This window comes from Hydrogenophaga sp. (genome assembly GCF_028698005.1).
Classification (GTDB): domain Bacteria; phylum Pseudomonadota; class Gammaproteobacteria; order Burkholderiales; family Burkholderiaceae_C; genus Hydrogenophaga.
Genome location: NZ_JAQVEJ010000002.1, coordinates 1 through 16,397, shown reverse-complemented (window position 1 = coordinate 16,397; position 16,397 = coordinate 1). Strand labels below are relative to the sequence as shown.

Genomic DNA, 16,397 nt, shown 5'->3' with positions numbered 1-16,397 from the left:
ACCATCGACAAGGAGACATACATGACCCGTACCATTCAGCAGCTTTTTGACCTCAAGGGCAAGACGGCCCTGGTGACCGGCGGTTCGCGCGGTCTGGGCCTGCAGATGGCGCACGCCCTCGGGGAGGCCGGTGCCCGTCTCGTCATCAGCTCGCGCAAGGCCGAGGATCTGGAGCAGGCGACGGCCGAGCTGCAGGCGGCGGGCATCGACGCGCGCTGGATCGCCGCCGACTGCCAGCACGAGGACCAGATCCGGCGCCTGGCTGCCGAGACGCTGGAGCGCGTCGGGGACGTGGACATCCTGGTCAACAACGCGGGCGCGGCCTGGGGCGCGCCGGCCGAAGACCATCCGCTGGAGGCCTGGGACAAGGTGCTGAACCTGAACGTGCGCAGCTACTTCCTGCTCAGCCAGCTCATCGCCAAGGGCAGCATGATTCCGCGCCAGCGGGGCAGCATCATCAACACCGCGTCCATCGCGGGTCTCGGTGGCAACCCCCGGGGCATGAACACCATCGCCTACAACACCTCCAAGGGCGCGGTGATCAACTTCACCCGTGCGCTGGCGGCGGAGTGGGGCGACCGTGGCATCCGCGTCAACGCCATCTGCCCGGGCTTCTTCCCGAGCAAGATGACCAAGGGCACGCTGGCGGCCATGGGCGAGGACCAACTGGCCGCGCACGCCCCGCTGGGGCGCCTGGGCGATGACGAGGACCTCAAGGGCATCACCGTGCTCTACGCCTCGGACGCCGGCAAGCACATCACCGGACAGTGGCTGGCCGTCGATGGCGGCGTGTCGATCATCACCGGAGGGTGAGCAGCCGGGCCCGCGAGGCTGTATCGTTCACCCATGAACTTTGAAGTACACATTCCTTTCGTCGAGCTGCTGGGCTTCGAGCTGCGGAAGTTCGAGGGCGGTGAGGCCGAGATCGCCTTCGCGCCCCGGCCCGAACACGAGAACTCGTTCAGCGTGGTGCACGGCGGTGCCAGCATGACCCTGCTGGACGTGGCCATGGCCCACGCGGCGCGTTCCGTCGAGCCGGGCATGGGCTGCGTCACCATCGAAATGAAGACCAGCTTCATGCGTCCCGCGCAGGGCGCGTTGCTGGCGCGGGGCCGGCTGCTGCACCGCACGGCCACCATGGCTTTCACCGAAGGCCGCATTGTCGACGCGCAGGGCCGCCTGTGTGCCCATGCCACGGGCACGTTCAAGTACGTGCCCCGGCTGCCGGTCGGCGGACGCAAGACACAGCCGCTCAATACGATCAGGACCGACTGAACATCCCGTAGAACCCACCGGAGCCCAACGATGCCAACCAACCGCCAGATCCTGCTCGACAACCGCCCCCAGGGCGAGGCCACCGCCGACAACTTCAAGCTCGTGAGCAGCGAAACCCCGGCCCTGCAGGAAGGCCAGGTGCTGGTGCGCCACCATTTCCTCAGCCTCGATCCCTACATGCGCGGGCGCATGAACGACAGCAAGAGCTATGCGGCATGCCAGCCGCTGGGCGAGGTGATGATCGGTGGCACGGTGGGCGAGGTGGTCGAGTCGCGGCACCCGAAGTTCCAGCCCGGCGACAAGGTGGTGGGCATGGGGGGCTGGCAGGAGTGGAGCGTGGTCGACGCCAGCCAGCCCGGCGCGCTGCGCAAGGTGGACACCACCCATGTGCCGCTGTCGTACTACCTGGGCGCCGTCGGCATGCCGGGTGTCACGGCCTGGTACGGCCTGGTGAAGATCATCGCGCCCCAGGCGGGCGACACGGTGGTGGTCAGTGCCGCGACGGGGGCGGTCGGCAGCGCGTTTGCAGCGCTGGCCAAGGCGCGCGGCTGCCGCGTGGTGGGCATTGCCGGTGGCCCCGAGAAGTGCCAGTACGCGGTGCAGGAACTGGGCTACGACGCCTGTGTGGACTACCGCCAGCACAAGGACGCGTATTCGCTGGCCAAGGCACTCAAGGATGTCTGCCCCAAGGGCATCGACGGCTATTTCGAAAACGTCGGCGGCATGGTGATGGACGCCGTCATGCTGCGCATGAACGCCTTCGGGCGCATCGCGCTGTGCGGCATGATCGCCGGTTACGACGGCCAGCCGCTGCCCATGACCAACCCGTCGCTGATTCTCATCAGCCGGCTCAAGCTCGAGGGCTTCATCGTCAGCGAGCACATGGAAGTCTGGCCCGAGGCGCTGGCCGAGCTGGGTGGCCTGGTGGCGCAGGGCAAGCTGCGGCCGCGCGAGACCATCGCACAGGGCATCGAATCGGCGCCCGAGGCCTTCCTGGGTCTGCTCAAGGGCAGGAACCTGGGCAAGCAGCTCGTGAAGCTGATCTGAGTGACATCGTGTATCGGCGGCAGCGGCATTCTTTCGACGAAATCCGGGAACGACCCCTTTGAACGGCCTTTCTGATCACGATGCCGGTACCGGGCTTGCCTGGCGCTGCCTGCCTTTTCATGCCATGTCGGCCGATACGCTGTACCGGCTGCTGCGATTGCGCTCGGAGGTGTTCGTGGTCGAGCAGCGCTGCGTGTTCCTGGACCTGGATGGGCTCGATGCCGGTTGCCTGCATGTGCTGGGCGAAGCGCCGGACGGCGAGGGTGGCGTGAGGCTGCTGGCCTCGACGCGGCTGGTGCCGGCGGGGCGCGGGTTTGCCGAGGCCAGCATCGGCCGGGTGGCGACGGCGCCGTCGGTGCGGGGCAGCGGACTCGGCCATGCGCTCATGGCGACCTCCATCCGCATGCTGCATGCGCTCTGGGGCGTGCAACCCATCCGCATCGGTGCGCAGGCCCATCTCGAAGCTTTCTACAACCGGCACGGTTTCATCTCGGACAACAAGCCGTACGTCGAGGATGGCATCCCGCACATCGAGATGATCCGCCCCTGAAGGCGACCACCACCGAGGAGACCACAGGCATGATTTCGGATTTCAAGGGCAAGACGGCGGTGCTCACCGGGGCCGGCTCCGGCTTCGGTCTGGCATGCGCACGCATTGGCGCGCGGCTGGGCATGAACCTCGTGCTGGTGGACGTGCAGCAGGACGCGCTCGATGCCGCGGCCGCCGAGATGCAGGCCGCCGGCGCACCGGTGCTCGCGCAGTGTGTGGATGTGTCCGACGCCGCACAGATGGAGGCGCTGGCGCAGGCGGTGCAGGCGCGTTTCGGTGCGCCGCATGTCGTGTTCAACAACGCGGGCGTGGGTTCCGGTGGCCTGATCTGGGAAAACTCGGTGCGCGACTGGGCGTGGGTGCTCGGCGTCAACGTCTGGGGGGTGATCCACGGCGTGCGGCTGTTCACGCCCATGATGCTCGCCGCCGCCCAGGCCGATCCGGCCTACCGCGGGCACATCGTCAACACCGCCAGCATGGCGGGACTGCTCACGCCGCCGAACATGGGCGTGTACAACGTGAGCAAGCACGCGGTGGTGAGCCTGAGCGAAACGCTGTACCAGGATCTGCGGCTGGTCACCGACCAGGTGAGCGCGAGCGTGCTGTGCCCTTATTTTGTCGCCACCGGCATCGGCCAAAGCCAGCGCAACAGGCCGGCCGAGCTGGCGGGCGAGCCGGCCACGAAGAGCCAGCTCATCAGCCAGGCCATGCTCGACAAGGCGGTCAGCGCGGGCAAGATCAGCGCCGCCGAGGTGGCGCAGAAGGTGTTCGATGCCATGCGGGACGACCGCTTCTACATCTACAGCCACCCCCAGGCCCTGGGCAACGCACGTGCACGCTTCGATGCGATCGTGGCGGGCGTGAACCCGCCCGATCCTTTCGCCGAGCGACCCGAGATCGGCGCCGCCCTGCGGGCCCAGTTGCGGGGCACCTGACACACCGGGCAGGACGTGTGGATCGCGTGGGCCATGCCCGCGCAAAAACCTAGCGCCAACGAAGGCTGAAGACAAGGTGCGGCCGCCATGCAGCGCGGTGCGCGCGACAATCGCCTGATGCCTATTCACCGCCACTTTTCCCTGGCCCTGGTTCTGGGTCTGCTGTCCGCGATCGGTCCGTTTGCCATCGACATGTACCTGCCGGCCCTGCCCGATATCGGGCGCAGCCTGAGGGCCGATGTGGGTACCGTGCAACTGAGCCTGACGGCGTTCTTCATCTCGCTGGGCCTGGGCCAGTTGCTCTATGGTCCCGTTTCCGACATGGTCGGGCGCAAGCCGCCGCTGTACTTCGGTCTGGGCCTGTTCACGCTCGCCAGCGTGGGTTGTGCACTGGCCACGGACATCCAGATGCTGATCGCCCTGCGCTTCCTGCAGGGCCTGGGCGCGGCCGCTGGCGGGGTCATTCCCAGGGCCATCGTGCGTGACCTGCACACGGGCACGGAAGCCGCGCGGCTGATGTCGCTGCTGATGCTGGTGTTCAGCGTTTCGCCCATCCTGGCCCCGCTGACCGGCAGCGTGGTGATCGCGATCACCGGCTGGCGTGGCGTGTTCTGGGTGGTTGCACTGGCCGCCGTGGCCGGCATGCTGATGTTGCGCGGTGCGGTGGCCGAAACGCGCAGCGAGGGACTGCGCATGGGCAGCAGCCTGGGCGGTGCGCTGCGCAGCTATGGGCTGCTGCTGCGCGATGCGCATTACCTGGGCCTGGTGTTCATTGGTGCCGCGACCATGTCCGGCTTCTTTGTGTACCTGGCAGGCTCGGCCTTCGTGATGATCAACCACTACGGCCTGACACCCACGCAGTACAGCCTGGCCTTTTCGCTCAATTCGGTGGCCTTCATCGGTGCCGCGCAGTTCACGAGCCCTCTGGGTCGGCGCATCGGGTTGCCCCGGCTGGTGAAGTTCGCCACGACCGCCTCGGGCCTGCTGATGGCGACACTGCTGTCTTTCTATCTGCTCGGTGGCGACCGGCTGGTGGTGCTGATCGTGCTGTTTTTCGTCTCCAGTGCCTTCATGGGACTGGTGGTCCCCACGACATCGGTGCTGGCGCTGGACGCGCACGGCGCGATCGCGGGAACGGCATCGGCCCTGATGGGAACCCTGCAGATGCTGTGCGGTGCCGTGGCCATGGGTGTGGTGGGTCTGTTTGCCAATGGCGAGCCTCTGCCCATGGTGGCGGGCATGGCCACCTGTGCGCTGACCAGCATGACGCTGGCCTGGATCACCCTGGGTGGTCAGCCTCGACCGGGCCCGGCGCCCGAGGTGGTCCGTTGACCGCCGGCGACGGCCTGCCCCCGCCACAGCGCTGGCGGGCCGTGCTGGTCATCATGATGGGCCTGACGGTGGCCGTGCTCGATGGCAGCATCGTCAATCTGGCGCTGCCCGGCATTGCGCGTGAACTCAACGCCGGCGCCTCGGAGACGATCTGGGTGGTCAACGCCTACCAGATCGCCTCGCTGGTCCTGCTGCTGCCGCTGGCCTCGCTGGGTGACCGCTTCGGCTACCGGCGTGTGTACCTGGTGGGGATGGCACTGTTCGTGCTGGCCTCGGCGGCGGCCATGATGGCCACCTCGCTGACGGCGCTCACGTGGGCGCGGGCGCTGCAGGGGCTGGGTGCGGCCGGCATCATGAGCGTGAACACTGCCATGGTGCGGCTGATCTACCCGCGCGCGCGGCTGGGCCGTGGCATGGCCATCAATTCCGTGGTGGTGGCGACCTCGACCATGGCCGGCCCCGCGGTGGCGGCAGCCATCCTGTCGGTGGGCAACTGGCCCTGGCTGTTTGCACTGAATGTGCCTCTGGGCCTGTTCACGCTCTGGCTTGGGCGCCAGGCGCTGCCGTTCAATCCGCCCCGTGAGCATCCGGCGGCCGGACTCTCGGTGCTGGATGTGCTGCTCAACACCATCATGTTCACGCTGGTGTTCATTGGCGCCGACCAGTTGGGGGGGCGCGGCGAGAGCGCCAACGTGCCCCTGGGGCTGACGCTGCTGGGGGCTGGTGTGCTGGCCGGTGGGGTTCTCATGCGCCGCCAGTGGCACCTGCCGGCGCCGATGTTCCCGGTGGACCTGCTGCGCATCCCGGTCTTCGCACTGTCCATGACGGCGTCGCTGTGCGCGTTCTGTGCCCAGACATTGACCTTCGTGTCGCTGCCCTTCCTGCTGCTGGAGGTGCATGGCCGCAGCCACCTGTCGGCGGGTCTGCTGATGACGGCCTGGCCGCTGGCCGCGGTGGTGATGGCACCGGTCGTCGGGCGCCTGATCGGACGCTACGCCGATGGCTGGCTGGGCGGCATCGGCATGGTCGTGTTTGCCACGGGCCTGCTGCTGCTGGCCGTGCTGCCCGATCATCCTGCCGGCTGGGATGTTGCCTGGCGCATGGCGCTGTGCGGTGGCGGTTTTGCGCTGTTCCAGACGCCCAACAACCACACCATCGTCACCTCGGCGCCGCTGCACCGCAGCGGCGCTGCCAGCGGTTCGGTGGGCACCGCACGGCTCACCGGGCAATCTCTGGGGGCGGTGTTGCTGGCGGCCATCTACGCGGTGTGGGACCAGCACGATGGCCAGGGCGAAACCGTCGCGCTGTTGCTGGGTGCCGGCTGTGCCCTGCTGGCCGGTGTCAGCAGCACGCTGCGCGTGCGCGTGACACCTCCGCGCTGATGGAGATCAGCGCCCGGGTGCGCTCTCCGGGGGGCCGGCCAGTCGTTCGGCCAGGGCCCGGGCGGACAGTGGCGCGCAGCCTTCGGCCTTGTTGCTGATCGTCACATAGGCATTCTGTCCGGCGCCGGTGACACCGCGCACCGTGCGCGCGATCAGGGCCCGGGTTTCTTCGTCGATGTCGTGGATGCGGTCGTACGGGCTGTAGTCGCGTCGCGCATCCTCGTAGCCGTAGGCACCGTGCAGCGGGTTGAGGTTCCAGCGGCAGACCAGCGGACCGGGCCAGAGTGCCCGCAGCAGCGGCAACTGTTCGGCCATGCGCGGCATCTTGGCGTGCAGGCCCAGGCAATAGGTGACACCGGCGTCGCGCAGCACGCTGGCGAGTGCCGGTGCCACCGACGGGTGCAGCCACTCGGGGTCGCGCACTTCCACCGCGACCACGCCGTCCGGCGTGCTGCCGCGCACGTCGGGCAGGGCCTTGAGCATCAGGCGCAGCTGCTCCAGCAACTGCGGCAGGCGCTGCAACTGCAGGAAAGGCAGGGGACTGATCTGGAACACCAGTGCCCCCACCTTGTCGCCCAGGCCGGCCAGGGCGGGCGCGACGAAGGTCTGGACCGCCAGCGTCGGGTCGAGAAAGGCCGGGTTCGTCTGGCGGCCCCTGCCATCCTCGCCACGCACCTGGGCATCGGTCACGAGTGCCGGCGCCTTGACGACGAAGCGGAAATCGTCGGGCACCTGGGCGGCATGGCGCGCGAACTCGGCCTCGGTCAGTGGGCGGTAGAAGCCCCGGTCGATGCAGACGCTGCGCAGCAGCGGGTGCTGGGCGTAGGCGGTGAGCCCGCTTCGCGACAGCCTGCTCTCGGCATGCGCCGCATCCCAGACGATGCCGGCCCAGCCCGGGTAACTCCAGGACGAGGTGCCCAGGCGCAGCCGGGCCGGCAAGGCGGCGGCCAGTGCATGCAAGGCCTCGTCGTGGGCGGCGGGTTGTACCCCGCTGCCCGCGCGCCGCGGCGCGCGGGCCGGACCGGGCGGCTGGGTCGGGGGTGGCGGCGGGCAGCCAAACAGGTCGTCTTGCATCGGCTCGGGTGAGGAATCGGTAACGATGGTAGCGGCCACGGCTGTGGCAAACTCGGCCGCCTTGTTCCGTGAAGCAGGCGCCCGGGAGCGCCCGAGTCAACCGCATGCAGAAAATCATCGCGCAGATCGCGCAGGAAATCCGGATTCAGGAGCGGCAGGTGCTGGCCGCCGTGGAGCTGCTCGATGGGGGCGCCACCGTGCCCTTCATCGCCCGCTACCGCAAGGAAGTCACCGGCGGGCTGGACGATACCCAGTTGCGCGAACTGGAGTTCCGGCTGGGCTACCTGCGCGAGCTGGAGGATCGCCGCCAGGCCGTGCTCAAGGCCATCGACGAACAGGGCAAGCTGACCGACGCCCTGCGCCTGGCCATCGCCCAGGCGCCCACCAAGCAGGAGCTGGAGGACATCTATCAGCCCTTCAAGCTCAAGCGCCGTACCAAGGGCCAGATCGCGCGCGAGGCTGGCATCGAGCCGCTGGCCGACCGGCTGTTCGCCGACCCGACGCTGGATCCGCTGGCCGAGGCGGTCGCGTTCACCCGTCCGCCCGAGGTGCTGGACGATGGCAAGCCGGGGGCCGATTTCTCCACGCCGCACGCGGTGCTCGACGGGGTGCGCGACATCCTGTCCGAGCGCTGGGCCGAGGATGCCGCGCTGGTGCAGAACCTGCGGGAATGGCTGTGGTCCGAGGGCCTGCTCAAAAGTTCGCTGGTGGCCGGCAAGAACGAGAACGATCCCGAGGTGGCCAAGTTCCGCGACTACTTCGACTACGACGAGCCGATCGGCCGCGTGCCCTCGCACCGCGCGCTGGCGGTGTTCCGGGGCCGGGCGCTGGAAATTCTCGATGCCCGGCTGGTGCAGCCGGTGGAGCCCGAGCCGGGCAAACCCTCGCTGGCCGAGGGTCGCATCGCCGTGCACCTGGGCTGGAGCCACCAGGGCCGGCCGGCCGACGACCTGATCCGCAAGTGCGTGGCCTGGACCTGGCGCGTCAAGCTCAGCCTGTCCACCGAGCGCGACCTGTTCGCCCGTCTGCGCGAGGGTGCCGAGGCCGTGGCCATCAAGGTGTTCGCCGACAACCTGCGCGACCTGCTGCTGGCCGCGCCGGCCGGCCAGAAGGCCGTGATGGGGCTGGACCCGGGCATCCGCACCGGCGTCAAGGTGGCCGTCGTTGACGCCACCGGCAAGCTGCTGGAAACGGCTACCGTGTACCCGCACGAGCCGCGCCGCGACTGGGAAGGTTCGCTGCATACCCTGGGCGTGCTGTGCAAGAAGCACGGCGTGCAACTGGTCGCCATCGGCAATGGCACGGCGAGCCGCGAGACCGACAAGCTCGCCGGCGACCTGCTCAAGATGCTGGCCAGGGCCGGCATCGAGGGCGTCAAGAAGGTGGTGGTCAGCGAGGCCGGTGCTTCGGTGTACTCGGCCAGCGAATACGCGGCCCAGGAGATGCCCGACGTGGACGTGAGCCTGCGCGGTGCCGTGTCGATCGCGCGCCGCCTGCAGGATCCGCTGGCCGAGCTGGTGAAGATCGATCCCAAGAGCATCGGTGTCGGCCAGTACCAGCACGACGTGAACCAGAGCGCGCTGGCGCGCACGCTGGACGCCGTGGTCGAGGACTGCGTGAACGGCGTCGGCGTGGACCTGAACACCGCCAGTGTGCCGCTGCTCACCCGCGTGTCGGGCTTGTCGCCCAGCGTGGCCAAGGCCGTGGTGCGCTGGCGCGAGTCCCATGGGGCCTTCCGCAACCGGCAGCAACTGCTGGAAGTGACGGGCCTGGGGCCCAAGACCTTCGAGCAGGCCGCCGGCTTCCTGCGCATCCGCGACGGCGACAACCCGCTGGACATGACCGGCGTGCACCCCGAAACCTACCCCGTGGTCGAGCGCATCATCGAGCACACCGGCCAGCCGGTGGGTGGCCTCATGGGCCGGGCCGACATGCTCAAGACCCTGCGTCCCGAGCTGTTCGCCAACGAGAGGTTCGGGGTCATCACGGTCAAGGACATCCTCTCCGAACTGGAAAAACCCGGCCGCGATCCGCGTCCCGAGTTCCAGGTGGCGCGCTTCAACGAGGGCGTCGAGGACATTGCCGACCTGAAGGAGGGCATGGTGCTTGAGGGCACGGTGTCCAACGTCGCGCAGTTCGGCGCCTTCGTCGATCTGGGCGTGCACCAGGATGGCCTCATCCATGTGAGTCAGCTCAGCCACAAGTTCGTCAACGACGCGCGCGAGGTGGTCAAGACCGGCGACATCGTCAAGGTCAAGGTGCTGGAGGTAGACGTGGCGCGCAAGCGCATCAGCCTGAGCATGAAGCTCGATGCTCCGGCCGGGCGGCGCGAGGGAGGACGCGACGGGCGTCCCCGCTACGAAGCCCCGCGCGGCGGGCAGCGCGGTGCCCAGCCAGGCAGCGGGCGCTCAGGCGAGCAGCCGGCCTCGGCCATGGCCTCGGCGTTTGCCAAACTGCAGGGGCTGAACAAGCGCTGACGGGACGCCAGTCACGATGGCGGCCATGCAAGCGCTTCGTATCTATGCCGGCCCGCAAGCCCGCCGGCACCTGGAACAGCACGGCCTGGCGCCGGCCCACGTCGGCACGGTGCCCGGGGCGGCCGGTGGGCCCAAAGGGCTGATGCTGGGGCCGCTGGACCGGTTTCTGTTCGGCCAGTGGCTGCCGGGCTCGGTGCAGCCGGTGGATCTGGTGGGCGCCTCCATCGGTGCCTGGCGCATGGCCACCGCCTGCCTGCAGGCACCGGACGATGCCCTGGCCGCCCTGGAGCGTGAATACATCCATCAGCACATCGCGTTGCCGCCCGGTCAGCGCCGCCTGAGCGCAGACCAGATCAGCGCCGGCTTTGCCGACAACCTGCGGCGCTTCTACGGCGGCCGTACTGCCGAAGTGCTGGCGCACCCGCGCTACCGGTTGCATGTCGTCGCGTCCCGCGGCAGGCGGCTGCTGGCCAGGGATGGGCGCTGGCGGATGCCGCTGGGCTACCTGGGGGCCTATGTGGCCAATGCGGTCAGCCGCCGGGCCCTGGGGTGGTGGCTGGAGCGTGTGGTGTTCTCCGCGGCCGGGGCCCCCCTGCCTTTCGACGGGACCGACTTGCCCACCCGGCAGGTGCCGCTGACCGACGCCAACTTCATGCAGGCCCTGCAGGCCAGTTGCTCGATCCCCTTCGTGCTGCGGCCGGTGGGTGACATTGCGGGGGCGCCATCCGGCATGTACTGGGATGGCGGGATCACCGACTACCACCTGCACCTGCACTACCGGCACCGCAAGGATGCCCCCATCGTGCTTTACCCGCACTTCCAGCGTGCCGTTGTGCCCGGTTGGCTGGACAAGGCCTGGCGCCGCCGCCATCGCGCCACCCCGGCGCTGGACTGGATGGTGTTGCTGGCACCCGGCCCCGACTGGGTGCGCAAGCTGCCCAACGGCAAGCTGCCCGACCGCACCGACTTCTCGCGTTACGGCCAGGACGTGCAAGCCCGCGCCAGGGTCTGGAACACGGCCGTGGCCGAAGCGCAGCGTCTGGCGGACGAATGGGCGCACTGGCTGGAGCGGCCAGACCTGCGGCAAGTCCAGGACCTCTGAACACCCCACAGCGGCGGAGCGTGGGGGCTAGTTACTTGCTGCTGACGTACTCGGCCACGGCCGCCATTTCCAGCTCCGTCATCTTCTCCACCACGGCATGCATCACCGCGTTGTCGTTGGTGCGCTCGCGCTTGTGGAAGTTCTTGAGTTGGGTGTGGATGTAACCCGACAGCTGCCCCGCCAGACGCGGCAGCGTCGCCGATCCCAGGGCGGTCACGCCGTGGCAACTGACGCAGGCCGGCACGCCACTGAAACGGTTGCCGTTGTGATACAGGTAACTGCCCATGGCCGCCAGCGGCGGATCATTGGCCTCCTGCGGGCTTGTCTTCATCTGCTCGTAGTACCGGCCCAGGGCGAGCATCTCGTCGGGCGTGAGCTTGGCCACCATGTCTGCCATGGCAGTGCTCTTGCGCTGACCGGTCTGGAAAGCGGTCAACTGCTTGGCGATGTATTCGGCGTGCTGGCCGGCCAGACGCGGGAAAATCTCGCTGGTCGATTCGCCGTGCGCACCATGGCACAGGAAGCACGAGCCGTTGGCGATCTTCTTCGCACGCGCCTCGTCGGCCTGTGCCCAGACGCTGCTGGCCAGGCAAAGGGCGGCCGCGATGAGAAGGGGTTTCTTCAGGTTCACCGGATGAATATTCATTGCATGATCCTGGACTGATATTTGTGATCCAGAAAAAGCCCCGGCGCAGGCCGGGGCATTCGGGCATCAGGCCAGCGAATCTGCCCAGATGTTGCGGGCCCACGCCAGGGCGTAGCGTCCTTCCAGCTCGCTCGCGGCCGAGGACAGCCCGCCCGCGCCCTGCACCGGCAGCATGGTCTTCTTCTCGGCGTCGTAGCGGTGCACGCTCGACACGTGCACCACGTCCTCTTCCGTGACGAAGCTGTAGCAGGTGTTGGCGTAGATCGGCAACTGCGGCGGCTCCTTGCCTTGCAGCAGCGACACCACGGCCGCGGCGCAGGTCTTGCCGTGCTGGTTGGCCATGTGGCCCGACTTGGGCATGGCCGGCGCGATCTGGATCGAGTCGCCGAGCACGTGGATGTTCTTGGCGGCCTTGGCCTCGAAGGTCAGGAAGTCCACCTCGCACCAGCGCGCGTTGGCGGTGGCCAGGCCGGTCTTGACGGCAATGTCACCCGCGCGCATGGTGGGCAGCACGTTGGCCACGCTGGCCTTGAAGTCGTCGTTGAACTCGAACTTCAGCGTGTTGGTGGCCGCGTCCACATCCACCACCTTGTGCTTCGGACGGTACTCGATGATGTCCTTGTAGTGCTCGTTCCAGGCCTTGGTGAACAGGCCTTTCTTCGAGGTGATGTCGTCGTTGGCGTCGAAGATGACGACCTTGCTCTTGGGCTTGGCCTTCTTGAAGTAGTTGGCCACCATGCAGGCGCGCTCGTAAGGGCCGGGCGGGCAGCGATAGGGTGCCAGCGGGATCGACAGCGCATACACGCCGCCATCGGGCATGGCTTCGAGCTGCTTGCGCAGCGCCACGGTCTGCGGGCCGGCCTTCCACGCGTGCAGCACCTTGTCCTTGGCGCCTTCCTTGGCCATGCCGGGCAGGGTGTCCCACATGAAGTCGATGCCGGGCGAGAGGATCAGGCGGTCGTACGGCAGCTCGGCGCCGCCGGCCAGCTTGACAATGCGCTTCTCGGGGTCGATGCTGGCGGCCATGTCGCGCACCACCTTCACGCCATGGCGTTTGCTCAGATTGTCATAGGGCGTGGTGATGTCGGTGATGGTCTTGCTGCCCTGGAGCACGAGGTTGGAGATCGGGCAGGACACGAAGGCGGCGTTCGGCTCGACCAGGGTCACGTCGATGCTGTAGTCGGAGAACATCCGCACGTACTTGGCGGCCGTGGCGCCACCGTAGCCGCCGCCGATGACCACCACCTTGGCGCCACTGCCGCCACCCGTGGCGCAGCCACCGAGCAGACCCAGCCCGGCGACGGCCGAACCGGCGCCGAGCGTTTGAACGAATTGACGACGTTTCATGTTGGGGCTCCTCACGGTTATTTTTTCTGTCCGGCGAAGTAGGCGGCGATCTGGGTCAGCTGCTCGTCGGTGTAGCCTTTGGAGAGCTGGTGCATGATGGTCGCGGGCTTGCGGCCGGACTTGAAGTCGAGCAGTTTCTGCAGCAGGTCGTCCTTGTCCTTGCCTGCGAGCGCCTCCATGCCCGGCTGGGCGCGGCCGTCGGTTCCGTGGCAGTTGGCGCACGCGGCCGCCCATACCTTGACCTGGCTGACCTGAGCCTGGGCACCCAGGGCCGCGGCGCCCAGGGTGCAGGCCAGCAGCCATTGCTTTGTTCGGATCATCATCGTCTCCGTCGTGGTGGTGGAAAAAACGCAAAAACTGTAGCAGAACCGAGCATCTTAATTGATCAGTCATTGCGCATGCTTCGATGATTGATGCTAGCACCGCTGGTGCAGCGCCAGATACCGGAATAACCCCTAAGGGTATGAGCCCCCAGGTGCGGAACCTGCGCGAAGGAGCGTTCGAGCCTTCAGGGTTTTTGCTTATATGTATATGCGCAATCAATGATATATTTCGGTGCCATTCGCCAGCCATGGCCGTGACAGGCATTCCCGATGCGGTTCGCCATCGTGGCGTCGGGCTCCCACCAAGGCCAATACAAGGAAACCAGCAAGTGTCCAAAGACCTGAGCGACGTCATCGGGCGTGTCCTCCCGGCGCCCGAAAACCATTTGAGTGCGGAGCAACTGGAACAGGCGCGCAAGGCGCGCCGCCGCTTCATGGGCAAGGCCCTGGCCATGGGCGCCGGCGTGGCTGCCTCGGCCGCGGCGACCACGCGTGCCCTGGCGGCAGGCGATGAGGGCGAGGATGTGATCCTCCGGCTGCCCGAGCACAGCACCGGCCTGGGTCAGGCCGTGGCCACCGACCCATACGGCAAGCCCAGCAAATGGGAATCCAACCTGCAGCGCCGGCAGAGCCCGGGCCTGACCCGTGTGCCCCAGGCCTCGGTGAGCTTCACGCCGCTGCAGGGCCTGTTCGGCATCATCACGCCCAGCGGCCTGCACTTCGAGCGTCACCACCAGGGCTGGTGGGACATCGATCCGTCCAAGCACCGGCTGATGATCAATGGCATGGTCCAGCGCGAGCGCGTCTTCACCATGGACGACCTGATGCGCCTGCCCAGCGTCTCGCGCATCCATTTCATCGAGTGCGGCGCCAATTCGGCGCCCGAGTGGGGCAACGTGGCCCTGCCCTCGGTGCAGTACACGCACGGCATGGTGAGCTGTTCGGAATTCACGGGGGTCCTGCTGTCGACGTTGCTGGAGATGTGCGGCTACGACAAGAAGAAGGCCCGCTACGTGCTGGCCGAGGGTGCCGACGGCTCGTCGATGACGCGCACCATTGACATCGAACGCGCCATGGACGACTGCATCGTGGCCTGGGGCATGAATGGCGAGATGTTGCGCCCCGAGAACGGTTACCCGCTGCGCCTGGTGGTGCCGGGCGTGCAGGGCGTGAGCTGGGTCAAGTACCTGCGTCGTATCGAGGTGGGCGACCAGAAGTGGGCCACCAAGGACGAAGCCGTGCACTACATCGACCACATGCCCGATGGTACGCACCGCCAGTACACCGGTATCCAGGAGTGCAAGAGCGTGATCACCACGCCCTCGGGTGGCCAGATGCTGCTGGACAAGGGCTACTACAACGTCACCGGTCTGGCCTGGTCGGGCCGGGGCACCATCAAGCGCGTCGATGTGAGCGTCGATGGCGGCCGCAACTGGCGCACCGCGCGCCTGGAGGGGCCGGTCCTGCCGAAGGCGCTGACCCGCTTCAACATCGACTGGGTGTGGGACGGCAAGCCCGCCGTGCTGCAAAGCCGTGCCATCGACAGCACGGGCTATGTGCAGCCCAAGATCAATCAGCTTCGGGCCGTGCGCGGCACCCGCTCCATCTACCACCAGAACGCGATCCAGAGCTGGCTGGTGTCCGAGAACGGTGAAGTCTCCAACGTGCAGGTGTACTGATGATGACGATGACCTATCCCCGCCGCACCGTCGCCCGGCTTTGCGCCGCCACGCTTTTTGCGCTGGCGGCAGGCCCGGCCGCATGGGCCCAGGCGACGCCCTGGCACGACATTGGCCGCGATGCCACCCCGGCAGAGGTGAAAGCCTGGGACATCGATGTCCGCCCCGACTTCAAGGGCCTGCCCAAGGGCTCCGGCTCGGTGAGCATGGGCGAGGAAGTGTGGATCGGCAAATGCGCGGCCTGTCACGGTGATTTTGGCGAATCCAACGAGGTGTTCACGCCGATCGTGGGTGGCACCACCCAGGCGGACATCGAACGGGGCCGTGTGAAGAATCTGGAACTGGGTTCGACCTTTCCCCAGAAGACCACGATGATGAAGGTGGCCACGGTGTCGACCCTGTGGGACTACATCAACCGCGCCATGCCCTGGAATGCACCCAAGACGCTCTCGACCGACGAGGTCTACGGCGTGCTGGCCTACATCCTGAGCCTGGCGAATGTGGTGCCGCCGGACTACGTTCTGAGCGACCAGAACATCGCCGAGGTGCAAAAGCGCATGCCCAACCGCAACGGCATGGTGTTCCACGAGCCCCTGTGGAAGGTGAGCGGCAAGGGTGATGTGCAGAACGTCGCCTGCATGAAGGACTGCCCGGTCGATCCCAAGGTCAGGTCCTCGCTGCCCGAATTCGCGCGCGATGCGCACGGCAACATCCAGGAGCAGAACCGCGTGATCGGCCCGATCCGGGGTGCCGACACCACCCAGCCACCGCCATCGGCGCCGGTGGGCTCCGTGCCGCCACCCAAGGTCACCGTGGTGGCCGCTGCACCCGCCGGCGGGCGTGCGGATGCCAAGGCCCTGCTGGGCAGCAATGCCTGCACGGCCTGCCATGGCATCAATAGCAAGATCGTCGGCCCGGGTTTCAACGAGGTACTGGCCAAACACCAGGGCAAGGCCGACCTGGTGCCCTATCTGGTGGGCAAGATCCAGTCGGGTGGTTCGGGCCTCTACGGTGCCGTGCCGATGCCCCCGCAGCCGCAGATCAGCGAGGCCGATGCCAGAACCATCGCCGAATGGATCGCCGGTGGCGCCAAATAAATAGGCAAATACATCTGCATATCAGCAAGCAATCGTAAACCCCGATACCCTTACAACCAAGGAGACACTAGGCTGTGAACATGAACCTGAAATCCGCGATGGTGGCAGCTTCGGCTCTGCTGGTGGCCACG

Annotated in this window: 15 protein-coding genes; 11 read left to right on the top strand and 4 right to left on the bottom strand. The window is 67.3% G+C overall.

What is annotated here, in order from left to right; all coding sequences use genetic code 11:
• The first annotated feature begins 21 nt into the window (after nucleotides 1-21).
• From PHQ87_RS00360 to PHQ87_RS00330, 7 genes are all read left to right on the top strand, one after another.
• Nucleotides 22-813, top strand: a complete 792-nt coding sequence (locus PHQ87_RS00360) for an SDR family oxidoreductase (protein WP_300230047.1) — start codon at nucleotides 22-24, stop codon at nucleotides 811-813.
• A gap of 33 nt (nucleotides 814-846) precedes the next feature.
• Nucleotides 847-1,275, top strand: coding sequence for a PaaI family thioesterase (locus PHQ87_RS00355; protein ID WP_300230045.1), 429 nt, complete (start codon nucleotides 847-849; stop codon nucleotides 1,273-1,275).
• 30 nt (nucleotides 1,276-1,305) lie between these two features.
• The gene (locus PHQ87_RS00350) at nucleotides 1,306-2,322 is read left to right on the top strand and encodes an NADP-dependent oxidoreductase (RefSeq protein ID WP_300230043.1); all 1,017 of its coding nucleotides are present in this window, start codon (nucleotides 1,306-1,308) and stop codon (nucleotides 2,320-2,322) included.
• A gap of 124 nt (nucleotides 2,323-2,446) precedes the next feature.
• Nucleotides 2,447-2,872 carry a GNAT family N-acetyltransferase gene (locus PHQ87_RS00345; RefSeq protein ID WP_300230041.1) on the top strand — a complete coding sequence of 142 codons (426 nt, stop codon included), beginning with the start codon at nucleotides 2,447-2,449 and terminating at the stop codon, nucleotides 2,870-2,872.
• 29 nt (nucleotides 2,873-2,901) lie between these two features.
• Nucleotides 2,902-3,807 carry an SDR family oxidoreductase gene (locus tag PHQ87_RS00340; protein WP_300230039.1) on the top strand — a complete coding sequence of 302 codons (906 nt, stop codon included), beginning with the start codon at nucleotides 2,902-2,904 and terminating at the stop codon, nucleotides 3,805-3,807.
• Nucleotides 3,808-3,924: 117 nt separating this feature from the next.
• Nucleotides 3,925-5,139 carry a multidrug effflux MFS transporter gene (locus PHQ87_RS00335; protein ID WP_300230037.1) on the top strand — a complete coding sequence of 405 codons (1,215 nt, stop codon included), beginning with the start codon at nucleotides 3,925-3,927 and terminating at the stop codon, nucleotides 5,137-5,139.
• A gap of 53 nt (nucleotides 5,140-5,192) precedes the next feature.
• Nucleotides 5,193-6,521: an MFS transporter gene (locus PHQ87_RS00330; RefSeq protein WP_300230131.1), complete on the top strand. Its 1,329-nt coding sequence runs from the start codon at nucleotides 5,193-5,195 to the stop codon at nucleotides 6,519-6,521.
• Nucleotides 6,522-6,527: 6 nt separating this feature from the next.
• Here the strand turns inward: PHQ87_RS00330 and PHQ87_RS00325 are convergent, their stop codons facing one another.
• On the bottom strand, nucleotides 6,528-7,595 hold the full coding sequence (locus PHQ87_RS00325) for a DUF72 domain-containing protein (protein ID WP_300230035.1): 1,068 nt from the start codon (nucleotides 7,593-7,595) through the stop codon (nucleotides 6,528-6,530).
• 104 nt (nucleotides 7,596-7,699) lie between these two features.
• Between PHQ87_RS00325 and PHQ87_RS00320 the strand changes: the two genes are divergently transcribed.
• Complete coding sequence (locus PHQ87_RS00320) at nucleotides 7,700-10,072, top strand: Tex family protein (RefSeq protein ID WP_300230033.1); 2,373 nt, start codon at nucleotides 7,700-7,702, stop codon at nucleotides 10,070-10,072.
• 25 nt (nucleotides 10,073-10,097) lie between these two features.
• Nucleotides 10,098-11,174, top strand: a complete 1,077-nt coding sequence (locus tag PHQ87_RS00315) for a phospholipase (RefSeq protein ID WP_300230031.1) — start codon at nucleotides 10,098-10,100, stop codon at nucleotides 11,172-11,174.
• Nucleotides 11,175-11,205: 31 nt separating this feature from the next.
• On the opposite strand, the gene PHQ87_RS00310 is transcribed toward PHQ87_RS00315, so the two are convergent.
• The 3 genes from PHQ87_RS00310 to PHQ87_RS00300 all read right to left on the bottom strand — a co-directional run bounded on the left by PHQ87_RS00310 (nucleotide 11,206) and on the right by PHQ87_RS00300 (nucleotide 13,490).
• A complete protein-coding gene (locus PHQ87_RS00310) occupies nucleotides 11,206-11,820 on the bottom strand; it encodes a c-type cytochrome (protein ID WP_300230029.1) in 615 nt (204 codons plus the stop codon).
• A gap of 66 nt (nucleotides 11,821-11,886) precedes the next feature.
• Nucleotides 11,887-13,167, bottom strand: coding sequence for an NAD(P)/FAD-dependent oxidoreductase (locus tag PHQ87_RS00305; protein WP_300230027.1), 1,281 nt, complete (start codon nucleotides 13,165-13,167; stop codon nucleotides 11,887-11,889).
• A 17-nt stretch (nucleotides 13,168-13,184) separates the two neighbouring features.
• Nucleotides 13,185-13,490, bottom strand: coding sequence for a c-type cytochrome (locus PHQ87_RS00300; RefSeq protein ID WP_300230025.1), 306 nt, complete (start codon nucleotides 13,488-13,490; stop codon nucleotides 13,185-13,187).
• A 329-nt stretch (nucleotides 13,491-13,819) separates the two neighbouring features.
• On the opposite strand from PHQ87_RS00300, the gene soxC reads away from it, so the two are divergent.
• Nucleotides 13,820-15,169, top strand: coding sequence for a sulfite dehydrogenase (soxC, locus tag PHQ87_RS00295; protein WP_300230023.1), 1,350 nt, complete (start codon nucleotides 13,820-13,822; stop codon nucleotides 15,167-15,169).
• Nucleotides 15,170-15,177: 8 nt separating this feature from the next.
• Nucleotides 15,178-16,266, top strand: coding sequence for a c-type cytochrome (locus PHQ87_RS00290; RefSeq protein WP_300230021.1), 1,089 nt, complete (start codon nucleotides 15,178-15,180; stop codon nucleotides 16,264-16,266).
• Nucleotides 16,267-16,397 lie beyond the last annotated feature (131 nt).